Here is a 15,985-nt window from a genome sequence, read left to right on the forward strand (position 1 = left end):
CGACGGAAAACGGTAACGCACATCGTAAGATCTGCGAAGCCGCTTATGGCGTCAACGGATCGGTCGCGGCGTTCAGCCAGCCGCGCGTCTCCATGTCGAGCTCAGCACCGACCTCGGCGCGCACCCGCGCATGATAGGCATCGACCCAGGCGCGTTCCGCCTCGTCCAGCAGCGCCACATCGATCAGCCGCCGCTCGAACGGAGCCAGCGTCAGCGTCTCGAAGCCCAGCATCGGCCGCTCGCCGCCGGCGATCTCGGACGGCCCCGTCACGCATTCCAGGTTCTCGATGCGGATGCCATAGGCGCCGGTGCGGTAGTAGCCGGGCTCGTTGGACAGGATCATGCCCGGCTCGAGCGGCACGGTGCCGAGCTTCGAGATCCGCTGCGGTCCCTCGTGCACCGATAGATAGGAGCCGACGCCGTGGCCGGTGCCGTGATCGAAATCCAGCCCCGCCTTCCACAGCGCGATGCGCGCCAGCGTGTCGAGCTGCGCGCCCGAGGCTCCCACCGGGAACCGCGCCGTGGCGATGCCGATGTGGCCCTTGAGCACCAGGGTGTAGTGCCGGCGCATGTCCGCCGTCGGCTCGCCAACGACCAGCGTGCGAGTGATGTCGGTGGTGCCGTCCTCATATTGCGCGCCGGAATCCACCAGATACAGCGAGTCCGGCTCAATCGCCCGGTTGGTCTCATGGCTGACGCGATAGTGCACGATGGCGCCGTTCGGGCCCGCGCCGGAAATCGTATCAAAGGAAATCTCGCGCAGCTTGCCGGTTTCCTGGCGAAAGCCCTCAAGCGCCCTCGCGGCGATGATCTCGTCGAGATCACCCGCCGGCGCGTGGGCGTCGAACCAGGCGAGGAACCGGGCGAAGGCCGCGCCATCGCGCAGGTGCGCGGCGCGCGCACCGGCGATCTCGACGGCATTCTTCCTGGCCCGCGGCAGGGCGACGGGATCCGAGCCCTTGACGATGCGCCCGCCGGCGGTTTCCACGATCCGGCCGATGGCCTCGGCCGTCATTGCCGGATCGGCCAGCACCGCCTGCCCGTCCATCGCGCCAAGCCGCACGAAGAACGCCTCCGGCGCCTCCACCCGGACGATCTCGTCGAGTTCTGCGCGCACGGCGTTGCTGAGCTTGCGCCCGTCGATGAACAGTTCCGGCGCGCTTTCGGCATGCAGGATGGCGAAGGACAACGGCAACGGCGTGTGCGGCACATCGCAGCCGCGGATATTGAACGCCCAGGCGATCGATTCGGGTTGCGTGAGCACGGCGGAATCCGCCTTCTGCGCGCGCAGGATCTCCTGCAGCCGGGCGATCTTGTCGCTGGCCGCCTCGCCGGAGAACTCGATCGGGTGCAGCGTCACGGGGCCGATCGGCGGCTGCGGCCGGTCCCGCCAGATCGCATCGACCGGGTTGTCGGTCTCGGCGACCAGCTCCGCGCCGGCCGCTTCGCAGACTTCCCTGAGCCGCTTGACGCCCGAAATCGTGTGCAGCATCGGATCATAGCCGAGCTTCTGGCCCGGCTGCAGGATGCCGGCGAGCCATTTCGACGGCGGATTGTCGATCAGATGCTGCGGCTCGAAGGCCTCGCAATCGACCTGGTCGCGCACCTGCAGGGTGTAGCGGCCGTCAACAAAGATCGCGGCCCTGTCGCCCAGCACCGCCGCCGTTCCGGCGGAGCCGCCAAAACCGGTGAGCCAGGCGAGCCGCTCGTCGCAGGCCGCCACATATTCGCCCTGATGGGCGTCGGCGCGCGGCACGAGAAAGCCGTCGAGACCGCGTTGGGACAATTCCTTGCGCAGAAGGGCAAGGCGCTCGGTGCCGCGTGTGGGATCGGCGATATCATCGAATGTTTGAAACATGACGCGAAGCTAGCGCAGATCTCGCGCAACTGCGAACCGCTTTTCCGTGAATCCGCGCGTGTGACGCAAGAAAATGCCCGCCTCGCCTGCCCGGAAAATGCCCACGCACAAAATGAGGGCAATCAGCCACGGCGTTCGCAAACCGCGGAGTTCCAGCGGTTGGCGCCGGAGGGAGATGCTGCATCGCACGCGTATAACTTCGCACATGCAAAAAGAGCAAGGCTGCTATGCACTTGAACCGGATACTCAATCGGCCCGCGGTGCACATATAGTCTCTCAAGACAACAGGGAACGCTCCCGCGGCATGGCCTCCCCCGGCCGCCAGGCGCTCCCGAGCATGGCTCCAGACGGGGCTCTGCCCCAACCTTCAAGGAGATTGCACCATGGCAATGGCATCCATGACTTCCACCGGCTTCGCCGGCACCAGCAACCACAAGGGCGTTCTGCGCCGCGCGCTCGACCGTCTGATGACGGCCCGTGAAGAGCAGGCCCGCCGCTACGTCAACGGCTACCTGCTGTCGCTCGACGACGCCACGCTGGCCGGCTACGGCTACGACCGCCGCGAGCTCGAGCGTCAGGGCGCGATGACCGGCCCGTTCTGATCGGACCGGTCCCGACCCCGGATCATCTCCGGGGCCGGCACATACTGAATACGCCTATGGTTCGGCCCGTCCGTTCGCCAGCGTCAGCGTAAGCCAGTCTTCACGCACGCCGCGGCGGACGAGCCGAAACCCCTGAGACCGATAGGCCGCGATCACCCGCGGTCCGTCAGAGACCCGCAGGCCCGACAGCACCAGGGTCGCGTTGCGGTCCATCAGCGCCGCGATCGGCGCCGCCAGCCCCATCAAGGGGCGCGCGAGAATATTGGCCACCACGAGATCGAACGGCGCGCACTCCGCAAAGCGCCGATGGGTCACGCCGGTGGCCGTCAGAACCTCCAGATACCCCTGCACCCCGTTGAGCCGGGCGTTTTCCGCAGCGATTTTCGTCGCCAGCGGATCGATGTCGGTGGCCAGCACCCGCACATGCGCCAGCTTGGCGATGCCGATGGCCAGCACGCCGCTTCCCGTACCCAGATCCAGCACGCGGGAATAGCTGCGGCGCGTCAGAACGCGGCCCAACTCCTCAAGACAGCCCGCCGTGGTGCCGTGATGGCCGGTGCCGAAGGCCTGCGCCGCCTCGATCCGGATGCCGATGGCATTGGCCGGCAGCTTGTCCGCGTCGTGCCCGCCATAGACCATGAAGCGGCCCGCGGTGACCGGCTTCAGCCCCTCGAGGCTTTTCACCACCCAGTCGGTTTCCGGCAGCACGTCCGCCTCGATTTGGGCCGCGAACGCGTCCTTGCCCAGCCGCTCGACAATGCGCGGCGCCGCGTCCTCCGGCGAGCCGTCGAAAAACAGGATTTCGGCGGTCCATGGACCGTCCATCACCTTCTCATAGACGCTGACGGGATAGCCCTCGGTCTCGAACGCCACCTCCAGCAGATCCGAGATCCGCCGGGCTTCGTGTTCGTCCGCCGTCATTCGTGCGCGGATCGTCGGCATGCGTCATTCCTTCATGAAAACCCGAGAGGCCGCACCCGGGAGATTTGGTCCGGCCGGTTGCGTTTCGCGCCTTATAGGCGCTCGCCACGGCCGCCGCCACCCTTCACGCAAGCGCGATTTGAACGCTGTCCGCGGCGCAATTAGGTTGGAGGGCGTTCATCATCAGGAGCCGCGCCATGTCCCGATCTCCCTGCCTTCTCATCCCGCTCGCCGTGGTGCTTGCGCTGGGAACCGCGGGCGCGCCCTCGCCCGCCATGGCCGCGGACTCCGCCCCATGAGCCAAGCCATGGCCCGCGAGCGCGACAAATTGTTCGAGACGCTGAAAAGCGCGCCCGACGAACGCTCCGGCCGCCAGGCCGAGAACGCCATCTGGCAGTTCTGGGTGCGCAGCGCGCCCACACCCGAGATCGAGGCGCGCCTCACCGAGGCCATGCGGGCGCGCAGCAGCTACGATTTTGAGACCGCGCGCGGCATTCTCGACGAGGTGATCCGCAACGCGCCGGACTACGCAGAGGGCTGGAACCAGCGCGCCTTCATCCTGTTCCTGCAGAACAAGCCCGACAAGTCGCTGGAGGACATCGACCGCTGCCTGGAGCTGGAGCCCAGGCATTTCGGCGCGCTGGCCGGCAAGGCGAACATCCTGATGATGCAGGGCCGCGTGGAACTCGCCCAAAAGGCCCTGCGCCAAGCCATCGACATCCACCCGTGGCTGAAGGAACGGCGCATGCTCCTGGAGCCGAAGGGCGAGAAGATCTGAGGGGGAGGCGTGGCCACGTCCGAAGCGCGCCACGCAATGCGATGTCACCCCGGCCTCCGAGCCGGGGCCTACTCTGGTCTCTGCTTGTTGAGGCGCTTGCGGGTTTGGTGGTGAGGCACGAGCTTACGCACAAACGTCCTCATTCGCCGAGCGGCATAGTGGGCCCCTGTGTATTGTCGATGTGTCAGAATGGGTGCGGACGGGAGATCGTTGGGTCCCAGGTTTTGCAGACCGAGAACCGGCACGGATCCCCGCCCGCGCAGACAGATCCAAACCTGAACAGTTGATCGAGGCCGCCGCAACCGGACCTCGCAGCACAGGGACAGGCGCCATGAGGATACACCCTGGCTTCATTGGAATCGATGTTTCCAAGCATCATCTCGATATTTTTGATGGGCTTTACGACACCCATCGGCGCGTTGACAACACGGCCGAGGCCATCGAGGCATGGCTCGCAGGCCTTGGTGAGCGTCAGCTCTTCGTCGTCTTCGAGGCGACGGGCCGCTTTGACCGCACGCTTGCCCGGGCGTTGGCCGGACACGCGCTGCGCTTTGCCCGGGTCAATCCCTCCCGTGCCCGCGACTTTGCCCGCTCACTCGGCCTCATCGCCAAGACGGATGCCATCGACGCCCGCATGCTCGCCGCCATGGGGCAGTGCCTCGATCCGCAGGCCACGCCGGCGGCCGACGAGGCGCGTGACCGGCTCTCCGGCGTACACAAGCGCCGCGACCAGTTGGTCGCCATTCGCCAGCAGGAAAAGCTTCGTCTTGCCGAGGCCCATGAGTGCGAGCGGTCGAGCCTGGAGCGCCACCTTGCCTGGCTGAATGAGGAGATCGCCGCTGTGGAGGCCGAGCGCGCCGCCCTCATCCGGGCCAATGCGACGTTCGCGGGGATGGAAAGGCTGCTGCGCTCCATTCCCGGTATCGGCCCGGTCGCCGCCACGACGCTGATCGCGCTGATGCGTGAGCTCGGCACCACATCGCCCAAGGCGATCGCGGCGCTTGCGGGTCTTGCGCCCTTCAATGTCGACAGCGGCCGTTTCCGGGGCCACCGCGCGATCAAGGGTGGGCGCAAGCGGGTGCGCGACGCCCTCTACATGGCCGCCGTCACCGCGGCGCGCTCCAACTCGCGTTTCAAGGCCTATGCCCGGGCCCTGGTCGATCGCGGAAAACCCTTCAAGGTCACCATGATCGCGCTGGCCAGAAAAATCCTCGTCACCGCAAACGCCATCCTAAGAGACGGTGTCCCGTTCCACGCATGACACACTCAACAACACAGTTGCCGGGTCAAGCCCGGGATGACATCGAGGTTTGGCGCGGTGATTTCCCGAAAGCCGGCCAATCGAGCGTGAGGCGCTCGGTCCTCTCCTTCGTCACCCCGGACGCAACGCGGCGCGCAGTGCCGCCTTGCAGATCCGGGGCGGTGAGGTGCCGCTACCCGTGCAAGCGCTCATAAAGATCGGACCACGTCGGGTTCATCTCTTCAATCAACCTGATCTTCCATGCACGTCGCCATCGCTTGATACGTTTCTCGTCGAGAATCGCGTCCTGGAAGGTCGGATAATCCCGATAGAACACCAACCGCTTACATCCACGGCTTGCCGTGAAGCCTGGGAGGATGTCGTTACGATGTTCGAAAACCCGACGGGCAAGATCGTTCGTCACGCCAACGTACAGGACCCCGTCCGGCTTTGACGCCATGATATAAACCCAAGCGACCATCGGCAGCCCTCTGACCACGAGACGTGCAGAGCGAGCCTCCCGCGCCCCGTCCCGGATCTGCGCAGCGTCATTTCATGCCGCAGCGCGTCCGGGATGACCTTGGGATAGTCTGTGAGAAAGCAAGTCGGACATCAATCGCAAGGAGCCAATAAGGAGCGGGTTCGTCCGGGCAATCCAATCGCGCCCGCAACGAATGACATGAATGACGACTCGAAAGACGGTCAGCCACTTCGCGCCACAGATCGCTCATGCCACGTGGAACCCGGAGTAGATTACCCGGACTTCGCCGGGTGATGACGGGGAGGCAATTGTCCATCACCGCGCTCTCCATCGTCACCCCGGACGCAATGCGGCGCGCAGTGCCGCCTTGCAGATCCGGGGCGGTGGGGCGCCGCTACGTCCGAAACGCGCCACCCATCATGGTGTCATCCCGGCCGCCGAGCCGGGATCCACTCTGACATCCACTTGCCAAGGCGCTCATGATCAGCGGTGCGCTTTCCGCTCGCACAGCCACGTCAACGGCTGGAGCGCGGCATAGTGGGTCCCGGCTCGGGGGCCGGGATGACATCGAGGTTTGGCGCCGCAATTTCCTGAAAGCCGCAAATCGAGCGTGGGGCGCTCGGTCCCAACGCTTATCCCCGGCGCTCGGCCCCTGCCCTTCACGGCTTCTCGACAAAGCTGTCGAGCACGCGTTTCTGGCCGGCTTTTTCGAATTCGATCGTCAGCTTGTTGCCGTCGATGCCGGAAATCGTGCCGTAGCCGAATTTCAGGTGGAACACGCGCTCGCCCGTCGAATAGTCCGACTTGGCGTCCGTGACGCTCTTGGCGATCAGCTCGCCCTCGATCGTCTTGCCGCCGTAGCCGCCGTATTTCGCGCCGCTGTCGGCAAAGCCGCCGGACTTGGCGCGGTTGCGCTGGGCGCGCTGCCAGCCAGGGGTCTCATAGCTGCCGCTCTGGAAGGGATCGCGATTGTCGAACCGGCTGGCGCCATAGCCGCCGCCCATGCCGCCGTAGGAGGTCGACGATTCCATGATCTCCACATGGTCCTCCGGCAGTTCGTCGAGGAACCGCGACGGCAGGCTCGACTGCCACAGCCCGTGAATACGGCGGTTAGTGGCGAACCAGATTTTCGCGCGCTTCTTGGCCCGTGTGATGCCCACGTAGGCCAGCCGGCGCTCCTCCTCGAGCCCTGAGCGGCCGGATTCATCGAGCGCGCGCTGATGCGGAAACAGCCCCTCCTCCCAACCGGGAAGAAACACCGTGTCGAACTCCAGCCCCTTGGCCGAATGCAGCGTCATGATGGAGACGGCGTCGTGGGCGTCGCTGGAATCGCGGTCCATCACCAGCGCAATGTGCTCCAGGAACCCCTGCATGGACTCGAAGTCGTCCATGGAGCGGATGAGTTCCTTGAGGTTGTCCAGCCGCCCCGGCGCATCCGCCGAGCGGTCGTTGCGCCACATCTCGGTGTAGCCGCTCTCGTCGAGAATGATTTCCGCGAGATCCGTGTGCTTGAGCGTCTCGAGCTGGCCGCGCCAGCGGGCGAAATCGCTCAGCACGCCCTGCAGAACGCCGCGCGCCTTGGCGCGCAGCTCCTCGGTCTGGACCAGCTCCGCCGCCGCCTGCATCAGGGGAATGCCCTTGGCGCGCGCCAGCCCGTGCACCAGCCCCAGCGTCGCTTCGCCAAGGCCCCGCTTGGGCGTGTTGACGATGCGCTCGAATGCCAGATCGTCCGACGGCTGCAGCATGGCGCGGAAATAGGCGAGAGCGTCGCGGATCTCCATGCGCTCATAGAAGCGCGGGCCGCCGATGACGCGGTAGTTCAGACCCAGGGTGATGAAGCGGTCCTCGAACTCGCGCATCTGGAAGGACGCGCGCACCAGAATCGCCATGTCGTTGAGCGCGTGGCCATCGCGCTGCAACTGCTCGATGTCCTCGCCGATCGCGCGCGCTTCTTCTTCCGAATCCCAGACGGAGGCCACGGATACGCGCTCGGCGTCGGGATCCTTGCTGTCGGTGAACAGTGTCTTGCCCAAACGCCCCTCGTTCTTGGCGATCAGGTGCGAGGCGGCGGCGAGGATATGCGGCGTGGAACGGTAGTTGCGCTCCAGCCGGATGACCACCGCGCCGGGAAAATCGTGCTCGAAGCGCAGGATGTTGTCGACCTCGGCGCCGCGCCAGCCGTAAATCGACTGGTCGTCGTCGCCCACGCAGCAGATGTTGCGGTTGCCCTGCGCCAGCAGCCGCAGCCAAAGATACTGGGCGACGTTGGTGTCCTGATACTCGTCCACCAGCATGTAGCGGAAGCGGTCCTGGAAGCCCTTGAGCACGTCCGGGTGTTCGCGAAACAGCCGGATGCAATGCAGCAGCAGATCGCCGAAATCGGCGGCGTTGAGGATCCGCAGCCGCTCCTGATAGTCCTCGTAGAGTTTTCCGGCCGTGCCGTTGCCGAAGGAGCGCCGTTCGCCCTCGGGCACCTCGGATGGCGCGAGGCCGCGGTTCTTCCAGCCGTCCATGACTTGCGCGAACTGCCGCGCCGGCCAGCGCTTGTCGTCCAGCCCCTCCGCCTTGATCAACTGCTTGATCAGCCGCAACTGGTCGTCGGTGTCGAGAATGGTGAAATCGGGCCGCAGGCCGACCAGCTCCGCATGCCGGCGCAGGATCTTCACGCCGATGGAATGGAAGGTACCGAGCCAGGTCATGCCCTCGGCCGTGGGGCCGACCAGCGCCGCGATGCGCTCCTTCATCTCGCGCGCCGCCTTGTTGGTGAAGGTGACGGACAGAATCTGGCCCGGATAGGCGCGCTCGGTCGCCAGAATATGCGCGATGCGGGTGGTCAGAACGCGAGTCTTGCCGGTGCCGGCGCCCGCCAGCACCAGAACCGGCCCGTCGATGGTTTCCACCGCCCGGCCCTGCTCGGGGTTGAGGCCATTGAGATAATCCGGCGCGCGCTGGGACCGCGCGGCGAGCGCCCGCGCCGCAATGCCGCCGCCGGCCGGAGCGTCCTGCCCGGGCGTTGAGCCGTGTGCTTGCACGGATCCGGACACAGGCTGTGGCGCTCCGACGCCCCAATCATCCAAATCGTCGTCGGAATACCCGTTCGGGTCTGTCATGCGCCGCCTTGCGAATCCGTGATGCTTTGCGGAACAATATAGCAACAAATGGGGCGCATGCGAGGCGTGTGGACGCGTTTTTTAGCCCCCCGCCTCGCAGGCACACAAGACCGCCGCTCAGCCCTCGCGCGCGGGGCGCAGCATGCGCATGAAGATGCCGTCCCGGTCCAGCACCGCGTGCTTCAGCGCGCCGAGCACATGCAGAGCCACCAGCGGCAGCAGCACCGAGGACGCCACTTCGTGGATCTCCTCCATCGCCTCGTGCAGCTCGCGGTTGCGCTCGAGCGGCGATGCGAGCTGGACCATCCCGAAGACGTCGATCGGCTGGCCGGTGGTCCAGATGGACAGGGGACCGGTGATGACCAGGGCGAGCGTCGCCAGGATCAGGCCCCATTGCACAAGGATGGAAAGAAGCAGGATCAGCCGCGGATCCTCGGCCTTCTTGGGATTGCCTTGCGTGAAGCGCCAGGCAATGCGGGCCAGCACAGTGACCACGGCGATCATGCCGATCGAGACGTGCAGCGCGCGCAGCGATGCACCCGCCTCCCGCCCGAGATCCTCGAACTGCTCACCGATGAGGAAAAGCGCGATCACCAGAACGGCGACCAGCCAATGCAGGGCGATTGAAATCCAGCCGTAGCCAGCCCGCGTATCCGTCAGCGCCATCATCCATCTCCACCAATGTCTTGTGGTGCGAGAAAAGAACAGGTGCGGCGCCGCGACAAGTTAAACATTCGTAATGGTGAATGTGAGATAAGACTTATCGAACACTGCTCAGATCTCTCCCACCAGATCGAACCAGTCGTCCTCACTGATCACGTCGACGCCGAGCTCCTCGGCCTTCTTGAGTTTCGAACCGGCGCCCGGTCCGGCGATGACCAGATCGGTCTTCTTCGACACCGAGCCCGCGACCTTGGCGCCGAAGCGCTCGGCCATGGCCTTGGCCTCGTCGCGCGTCATGCGTTCCAGCGATCCGGTGAACACCAGCGTCTTGCCGGCCACCGGCGAGCCGGTGTCCGCGATCTTTTCCGCATCAACCGGGGTGACCTCGGCCAGCAACGCCTCGAGCACCTCGCGGTTGTGCGGCTCGGAGAAGAATTGCACGAGAGCCTCCGCCACGACCTCGCCGACACCGTCGATGTTGTTGAGCTCCGCCCAGGCGTCGCCCGCGTGGTCCTCCGCCGCGCGCATGGCCCTGGCGAAGGCCTCCCACGAGCCGTAGGCGCGCGCCAGCAGCTTGGCGTTGCCCTCGCCCACATGGCGGATACCCAGCGCATAGATGAAACGGTGCAGATCGATCTCGCGCCGCTCGTCGATGGCGTCGAAGAGGTTTTTCGCCGACGTCTCGCCCCAGCCGTCCTTGTTCTTGAGCCTGGTCAGCGAGGCCGCGTCGCGCCTCCGCAGCGTGAAGATGTCGGCGGGGTTCTTCACCATCCCGTCGGCGTAGAAGGCGTCGACCTGCTTGTCGCCCAGACCTTCGATGTCGAAGGCGTTGCGCGAGACGAAATGCTTCAGCTTCTCGGTCGCTTGCGCGGGGCAGATCAGCCCGCCGGTGCAGCGGCGGATGGCGTCGATGCGGCCGGTCTTGGGATGCACCTCGCGCACCGCGTGGCTGCCGCAGGCGGGGCACGTGGTCGGAAAGGCGAAGGGTTCGGCATCCGGCGGGCGCTTGGTCAGGTCCAAGTCGATGATCTGCGGGATCACGTCGCCGGCGCGCTGGATGCGCACCGTGTCGCCGACGCGAATGTCCTTGCCGCCGCGCAACGGCTCGCCATCCTGGCCCACGCCCCTGATGTAGTCCTCGTTGTGCAGCGACGCGTTGGAAACCACCACGCCGCCGACGGTGACGGGTTCGAGCTTGGCCACCGGCGTCAGCGCGCCGGTGCGGCCGACCTGGATCTCGATGGCGTTGAGGATGGTGAAGGCCTTCTCGGCCGGGAACTTGTGCGCGATCGCCCAGCGCGGACTGCGCGAGACGAAGCCCAGCCGCTTTTGCAGATCCAGCCGGTCGATCTTGTAGACGACGCCGTCGATGTCGTAGCCGAGCGTCGCGCGCGTCTCCTCGATATGATGGTAGACGTCGATCAGTTCCTCGACGCTCTCGCAGCGTTTCATCAGCGGGTTGGTCGCGAAACCCCACTGGCTGAACACATCGATCATGCCCATCTGGGTGTCGGCCGGCATGGCGCTCATCTCGCCCCAGGCATAGGCGAAGAAGCGCAGCGGCCGCTGGCGGGTGATCTCGACGTTGAGCTGGCGCAGGGAGCCGGCAGCGGCGTTGCGCGGATTGGCGAAGGGCTTGCCGCCGTTGCCGACCATGCGCTCGTTCAGCGCCGTGAAATCCGCGTGCGCCATGTAGACCTCGCCGCGCACCTCGACGATGTCCGGCACGTCCTTGGGGAGAGACCGCGGAATGTCGTCGATGGTCTCGGCGTTGCGGGTGACGTTCTCGCCCGTGGCGCCGTCGCCGCGGGTGGCGGCGGAGACCAGCCTGCCCTGCTCGAAGCGCAAAGAAAGCGACAGGCCGTCGATCTTCGGCTCGGCGGTGACCGCCAGCGGCCCCTTCAGCGGATCGTATTTGAGAAAGCGGCGCACCCGGCCGACGAAATCGCGCACGTCGTCGTCGGAGAACGCATTGTCCAGCGACAGCATCGGGATCGCGTGGGTGATCTTGCCGAAGGCTTCCTGGGGCGCCGCGCCGACCTTCACCGACGGGGAATCCGCACGCACCAGATCGGGAAAGCGCTTCTCGATGGCCGCGTTGCGCTGGCGCAGGGCGTCGTATTCGGCATCCGAGATGCTCGGCGCGTCGTCGCGATAATAGCGCGCGTCGTGGGCGGAAATTTCCTCCGCCAGCCGGGCGAGCTCGGCGGCGGCCTGCTCCGGCGTCAGATCGTCAACATCGAGCAGGGCGGGATCGGATCGGGTCATGAAGGGCCTTCGAGCGAGACAACGTGCGAGAGCGGTCCCCGACGCCGGGAATCGCTTCACCCATTATGCCGCCGGGACCCCGGTTTGCGGAAGGGCGTTGACGTCGTCAACAAGCCCCAGGCGCCGGACGATCACCGCAAGCGTGGCCGGCTCGATCGTCAGGGCGAACGCATCGGCCAGCAGCCGCGCCAGATCCTTCGCATCCGTGATCTGGCGCTTGCTCACGACGTCGCCGCACACCTCGGTCACCGAGGTGTTGAAGGCGCTGACGCGGCCGCCCGGTGTCAGCCGGTTGATTGTCAGGTTGGTTGAAAACGGCATCTTGTCCCAGCGCGCGCACAGGAAATTGGCGGCCTCTACGTCACACGGCGGGACCGGCGCGCGGTCGAAGCCATACAGTGAACTCCAGCCATCATACTCTTCGCGCTGCAGCACCGTTTCTCCCGTTTCCATGTCATTGATCAGACGGTAGGCCTGACCCATCTGCCGCTCGATCCGGCCGAGCGCGACCGGGATCGGCCAGCGCGCGCCCGGTCCGCCAAACCCCACGTCGGCGAGCCACTCCAGCCCCTCGATGGTGACGATGAACGCGAGATGCGCGCGCGGCCCGGGCTCGCCACCGTCCCGATACACCCGCGCCAGCACCGGTGCGACGGAAAAGCCCAGCGCCTCGAGCGCGAGCCGGAAGAGACCGTTGAGCTCGAAGCAGTAGCCGCCGCGGCCGCCTTTGAGCAGCTTGTCGCTGAGCGCCTCCGGGTCCAGCGCCGGCACGACGCCGGTCAACGGATCAATGTCCTCGAAGGAAATGGAGCAAAGTTGGCGCTCCTGCAGAATCGCCAGGCCCGCGGCCGTCGTCGCGGGCGCGGCGATTCCCAGACGATCCAGATAGCAATCGATGTCGAAGGTCACAGCCGGCTCCAGTTCAATCCGCGACACGCAACAGGCCCGCGTTCGCTGACGGGACGTTTCGCCCCATGATCATGGCACTTCAAGCGTTCTGCCTACGCCACATTGGCCTTTTCATGCCCACATCTCTACGCCCCTCCCGCCGTCCAGGCTGTGATGCGCGCCACAATTTTTACCCTTGTCAAATGTCCGGACAATTTCGCGGCGTATCCAACCGGCTCGGCGCTCGGGAAACGCCATGCCCGCGCGAGCGTGGAACTTCCGCCTCCGTGAGGGGTTGGATGATCACACAACCTGACCAAGGAGAATCGCAATGGAAAACCGTGACCGAGAGACAACCGTCGTCCACAGCGCCAACGGATCGGGCGCCGGATGGTTTATCGCCGGCGCCCTGGTGGTCGCATTGATCGCCGGCGGCCTGTTCTTCATGAATGGCGGGATTTCGACGGACAGGACGGTCGATATCGAGGTGACGACGCCGCCCGCCGCGACCGAACCGGCCGCGCCAGCCGCACCGGCCGAATAACAGCCGCGCCCGCGACACTCAGTGCGCGCCGGCCATCAACTGCTGGGCCGCAGCGCGCGCCTCGTCCGTGATGACGCTGCCCGCCAGCATGCGGGCGATTTCCTCGCGGCGTTCTGCCTCACCGATCGGATTGACGCGGGTGGCGACCCGATCCGCGTCGATCGCTTCCTTGGCGATCAGAAGATGACCGATGGCGCGCGCGGCAACCTGCGGCGCATGGGTGACGGTGAGCACCTGCACGGTGGCAGCGAGGCGCGCCAGGCGGTGACCGATGGCTTCCGCCACAGCCCCACCAACGCCGGTGTCGATTTCATCGAAGACCAGCGTCGGTGCGGAGCCCTTGTCGGCCAGCGAGACTTTCAGCGCCAGCAGGAAGCGCGACAGCTCACCCCCCGACGCCACCTTCATCATCGGCCCCGGACGGGTGCCTGGGTTGGTCTGCACCCAGAATTCCGCCTGATCGATGCCATCGGCCGTGCGCGCTTGCGGGTCGGAGGCGAGTTGCACGATGAACCGCGCGCGCTCCAGCTTCAGCGCCGGCAGCTCCAGGGCCACGACGGCTTCCAGCGCGGCGGCCGTCTCGTGCCGCCTGCCGCTGAGTGCAAGAGCAAGCGCATCGTAGGTGGCGCGTGCCTCTTGCACCGCGCTTTCCAGCTTGCCGAGCTTTTCCTCGCCCGCGTCCAGATCGCTGAGATCGGCGGCCATGCGGTCGCGCAGGGCGGGCAGTTCGTCCACCGGCACGGAAAACTTGCGGCCCGCGGCGCGCAGGGCGAACAGCCGCTCCTCGGTCTGCTCCAGCTCACGGGGATCAAAATCGGTTTCACGCAAGGCATGTTCGAGACTGCCGCGTGCGTCTTCCAGCGCATCCAGCGCCTGACCCAGCGAGGTGATCGGAGCGCTCAGCAAGCCGCCCGCCTGATCAGCCTTGCGCTCAAGCCGGCGCAACAGCCCGGCGAGCTCGGGAATCGGCGAGCCGTTGCCGTGCAGCGCTTCATGCGCCTCGCCGATGTCGCCGGCGACCTTCTCCACCTGCATCATCTGGTGACGGCGCGCGGCCAAATCCTCCTCCTCGCCCGGCTGCGGGGCGAGTGTGGTCAACTCGTCAACGGCGGCGCGCAGGAAATCCGCCTCTCGGCGCGCGTCCTCGATGCGGGCGCGATGATCCTTGAGCGCCTTGTCCGCGGCGCGAACGGCGCGATAGGCCTCGGTGACGGCCGCCGCGTCGGCTTCCAACCCGCCAAACGCGTCCAGCAGCGCCCGGTGGCTGGCGGGATCCACCAACGCCCGGTCATCGTGCTGGCCGTGGATCTCGACGAGTTGCGTGCCGATCTCGCGCAGCAGGCTGGCGCTGACGGGACGGTCGTTGATGAAGGCGCGGGTGCGGCCATCGGCACTCTGGGCGCGGCGCAGGATGATGTCGCCGTCATCCTCGATATCGTTGGCCCTGAGAAGCGACCGCGTGGGGTGATCCACCGCGACATCGAAGGCCGCGGTAACCTGGCCCTGGCTTTCGCCGTGCCGCACCAGCGAGGCGTCGCCACGTCCGCCAAGCGCCAGCGACAGCGCGTCGAGGAGGATCGACTTGCCCGCGCCGGTCTCGCCGGTCAGAACCGTCATTCCGGCGGTGAAATCGATATCCAGCCGGTCGATCAGAACGATATCGCGGATCGAAAGCGCTGCCAGCATGGGCGGTGTGATGTCTCTAAAAGAGAAAACTAGAGAATGTTGATACCGTCAAACGCCTTGCTGATCCAGCTGCCTTCATCGGCGCTGGGTTCATAGCCGCCCTTCTTGAGCAGCGTGTAGGCGTCCTTGTACCAGCGGCTGTCGGGGAAGTTGTGACCCAGAACGGCGGCGGCTGTCTGCGCTTCGGATACGACGCCGAGCGAGAAATACGCCTCCGTCAGGCGGGCCAGCGCCTCTTCCACGTGGCGCGTCGTCTGGTAGCGCATGACCACTTCGCGGAACCGGTTGATGGCCGCGATATAATTGCGCTTGTCCAGATAGTAGCGCCCGACTTCCATTTCCTTGCCGGCCAGCTGATCCTGGGTCACCCGGATCTTCTTCTTCGCGTCGGCGGCGTATTCGCTGTCGGGATAGCGGCGCACCAGCTCCGACATCGCCTCGAGCGCCTTCTCCGTGGTCTTCTGGTCACGCGTCACGTCCGGCATCTGACGGAAGTAGGACTGGCCGATGATGTAGAGTGCGTAGGCCGCGTCCGGGCTGCCGGGATGCAGCGTCACGAAGCGCCGCGCCGAATTGATGGCTTCCTGGTACTTGCCGCGCGAATAATTGGCAAAAGCGATGTTGATCAGCGATTTGCGCGCGTACTCGGAATAGGGATGAAGCCGGTCGACTTCCTCGAATTTCTTCGCGGCGCCACTCAGATCTCCGCTGGCGCGCAGGGCGAGACCCTCGTTGTAGAGCTGATCCGCCGGCGTGTCGTCGAGCGCCAGGTCGTCGGTCTCGTTGGACGCGCAGGCGGCGACCGCCAACAGTCCCACCAGGGACGCGGCGCGCAAGGCGCGTGTGAAACCGTTGCGCTTCGCGCGGCTCGTTGACGTCAGACTACGCAGCACCTGGAGGCTCTCCCTCGCGTGACGGACCGCTGCTTGCGATCCCTAAACATGGC

At 65.9% G+C, this 15,985-nt stretch carries 13 protein-coding genes; 4 read left to right on the forward strand and 9 right to left on the reverse strand.

Annotated elements, in window-relative coordinates; genetic code table 11:
* Positions 1-43: 43 nt before the first annotated feature.
* The gene (locus D1F64_RS16430) at positions 44-1,858 is read right to left on the reverse strand and encodes an aminopeptidase P family protein (RefSeq protein WP_117413304.1); all 1,815 of its coding nucleotides are present in this window, start codon (positions 1,856-1,858) and stop codon (positions 44-46) included.
* Between the two features lie 383 nt (positions 1,859-2,241).
* Here D1F64_RS16430 and D1F64_RS16435 point away from each other — a divergent pair, with 383 nt between their 5' ends.
* Positions 2,242-2,460: a hypothetical protein gene (locus D1F64_RS16435; RefSeq protein ID WP_117413305.1), complete on the forward strand. Its 219-nt coding sequence runs from the start codon at positions 2,242-2,244 to the stop codon at positions 2,458-2,460.
* 54 nt (positions 2,461-2,514) lie between these two features.
* Here D1F64_RS16435 and D1F64_RS16440 read toward each other — a convergent pair whose 3' ends face one another.
* Positions 2,515-3,402: a 50S ribosomal protein L11 methyltransferase gene (locus D1F64_RS16440; RefSeq protein ID WP_117413306.1), complete on the reverse strand. Its 888-nt coding sequence runs from the start codon at positions 3,400-3,402 to the stop codon at positions 2,515-2,517.
* Positions 3,403-3,676: 274 nt separating this feature from the next.
* Between D1F64_RS16440 and D1F64_RS23520 the strand changes: the two genes are divergently transcribed.
* Together D1F64_RS23520 and D1F64_RS16450 are read left to right on the forward strand one after the other, a co-directional pair.
* A complete protein-coding gene (locus tag D1F64_RS23520; protein ID WP_162901612.1) occupies positions 3,677-4,159 on the forward strand; it encodes a tetratricopeptide repeat protein in 483 nt (160 codons plus the stop codon).
* Between the two features lie 331 nt (positions 4,160-4,490).
* Positions 4,491-5,420: an IS110 family transposase gene (locus D1F64_RS16450; RefSeq protein ID WP_117411581.1), complete on the forward strand. Its 930-nt coding sequence runs from the start codon at positions 4,491-4,493 to the stop codon at positions 5,418-5,420.
* Positions 5,421-5,592: 172 nt separating this feature from the next.
* On the opposite strand, the gene D1F64_RS16455 is transcribed toward D1F64_RS16450, so the two are convergent.
* From D1F64_RS16455 to D1F64_RS16475, 5 genes are all read right to left on the reverse strand, one after another.
* Positions 5,593-5,880 (reverse strand): GIY-YIG nuclease family protein, encoded by a 288-nt coding sequence (locus tag D1F64_RS16455; RefSeq protein WP_117413308.1) that lies wholly within the window; start codon positions 5,878-5,880, stop codon positions 5,593-5,595.
* Positions 5,881-6,539: 659 nt separating this feature from the next.
* Complete coding sequence (locus tag D1F64_RS16460; protein WP_117413309.1) at positions 6,540-8,990, reverse strand: UvrD-helicase domain-containing protein; 2,451 nt, start codon at positions 8,988-8,990, stop codon at positions 6,540-6,542.
* Positions 8,991-9,107: 117 nt separating this feature from the next.
* Positions 9,108-9,659, reverse strand: coding sequence for a cytochrome b (locus tag D1F64_RS16465; RefSeq protein ID WP_117413310.1), 552 nt, complete (start codon positions 9,657-9,659; stop codon positions 9,108-9,110).
* A gap of 105 nt (positions 9,660-9,764) precedes the next feature.
* Positions 9,765-11,921: an NAD-dependent DNA ligase LigA gene (gene ligA, locus D1F64_RS16470; protein WP_117413311.1), complete on the reverse strand. Its 2,157-nt coding sequence runs from the start codon at positions 11,919-11,921 to the stop codon at positions 9,765-9,767.
* A 63-nt stretch (positions 11,922-11,984) separates the two neighbouring features.
* Entirely contained in the window at positions 11,985-12,830 is an 846-nt protein-coding gene (locus D1F64_RS16475; RefSeq protein ID WP_162901613.1) for an arylamine N-acetyltransferase, read from the reverse strand.
* Between the two features lie 310 nt (positions 12,831-13,140).
* Between D1F64_RS16475 and D1F64_RS16480 the strand changes: the two genes are divergently transcribed.
* On the forward strand, positions 13,141-13,353 hold the full coding sequence (locus D1F64_RS16480) for a hypothetical protein (RefSeq protein WP_117413313.1): 213 nt from the start codon (positions 13,141-13,143) through the stop codon (positions 13,351-13,353).
* Positions 13,354-13,371: 18 nt separating this feature from the next.
* Here the strand turns inward: D1F64_RS16480 and recN are convergent, their stop codons facing one another.
* Complete coding sequence (recN, locus tag D1F64_RS16485; protein WP_117413314.1) at positions 13,372-15,039, reverse strand: DNA repair protein RecN; 1,668 nt, start codon at positions 15,037-15,039, stop codon at positions 13,372-13,374.
* 29 nt (positions 15,040-15,068) lie between these two features.
* Positions 15,069-15,851: an outer membrane protein assembly factor BamD gene (locus D1F64_RS16490; RefSeq protein WP_248304789.1), complete on the reverse strand. Its 783-nt coding sequence runs from the start codon at positions 15,849-15,851 to the stop codon at positions 15,069-15,071.
* Positions 15,852-15,985: the final 134 nt, after the last annotated feature.

The sequence above is a fragment of the Breoghania sp. L-A4 genome, assembly GCF_003432385.1.
GTDB lineage: Bacteria > Pseudomonadota > Alphaproteobacteria > Rhizobiales > Stappiaceae > Breoghania.

Coding starts and splice junctions, on each gene's coding strand:
- D1F64_RS16430 (WP_117413304.1), bottom strand. CDS start 1,858: ATGTTTCAAACATTCGATGATATCGCCGATCCCACACGCGGCACCGAG.
- D1F64_RS16435 (WP_117413305.1), top strand. CDS start 2,242: ATGGCAATGGCATCCATGACTTCCACCGGCTTCGCCGGCACCAGCAAC.
- D1F64_RS16440 (WP_117413306.1), bottom strand. CDS start 3,402: ATGCCGACGATCCGCGCACGAATGACGGCGGACGAACACGAAGCCCGG.
- D1F64_RS23520 (WP_162901612.1), top strand. CDS start 3,677: ATGAGCCAAGCCATGGCCCGCGAGCGCGACAAATTGTTCGAGACGCTG.
- D1F64_RS16450 (WP_117411581.1), top strand. CDS start 4,491: ATGAGGATACACCCTGGCTTCATTGGAATCGATGTTTCCAAGCATCAT.
- D1F64_RS16455 (WP_117413308.1), bottom strand. CDS start 5,880: ATGGTCGCTTGGGTTTATATCATGGCGTCAAAGCCGGACGGGGTCCTG.
- D1F64_RS16460 (WP_117413309.1), bottom strand. CDS start 8,990: ATGACAGACCCGAACGGGTATTCCGACGACGATTTGGATGATTGGGGC.
- D1F64_RS16465 (WP_117413310.1), bottom strand. CDS start 9,659: ATGATGGCGCTGACGGATACGCGGGCTGGCTACGGCTGGATTTCAATC.
- ligA (WP_117413311.1), bottom strand. CDS start 11,921: ATGACCCGATCCGATCCCGCCCTGCTCGATGTTGACGATCTGACGCCG.
- D1F64_RS16480 (WP_117413313.1), top strand. CDS start 13,141: ATGGAAAACCGTGACCGAGAGACAACCGTCGTCCACAGCGCCAACGGA.
- recN (WP_117413314.1), bottom strand. CDS start 15,039: ATGCTGGCAGCGCTTTCGATCCGCGATATCGTTCTGATCGACCGGCTG.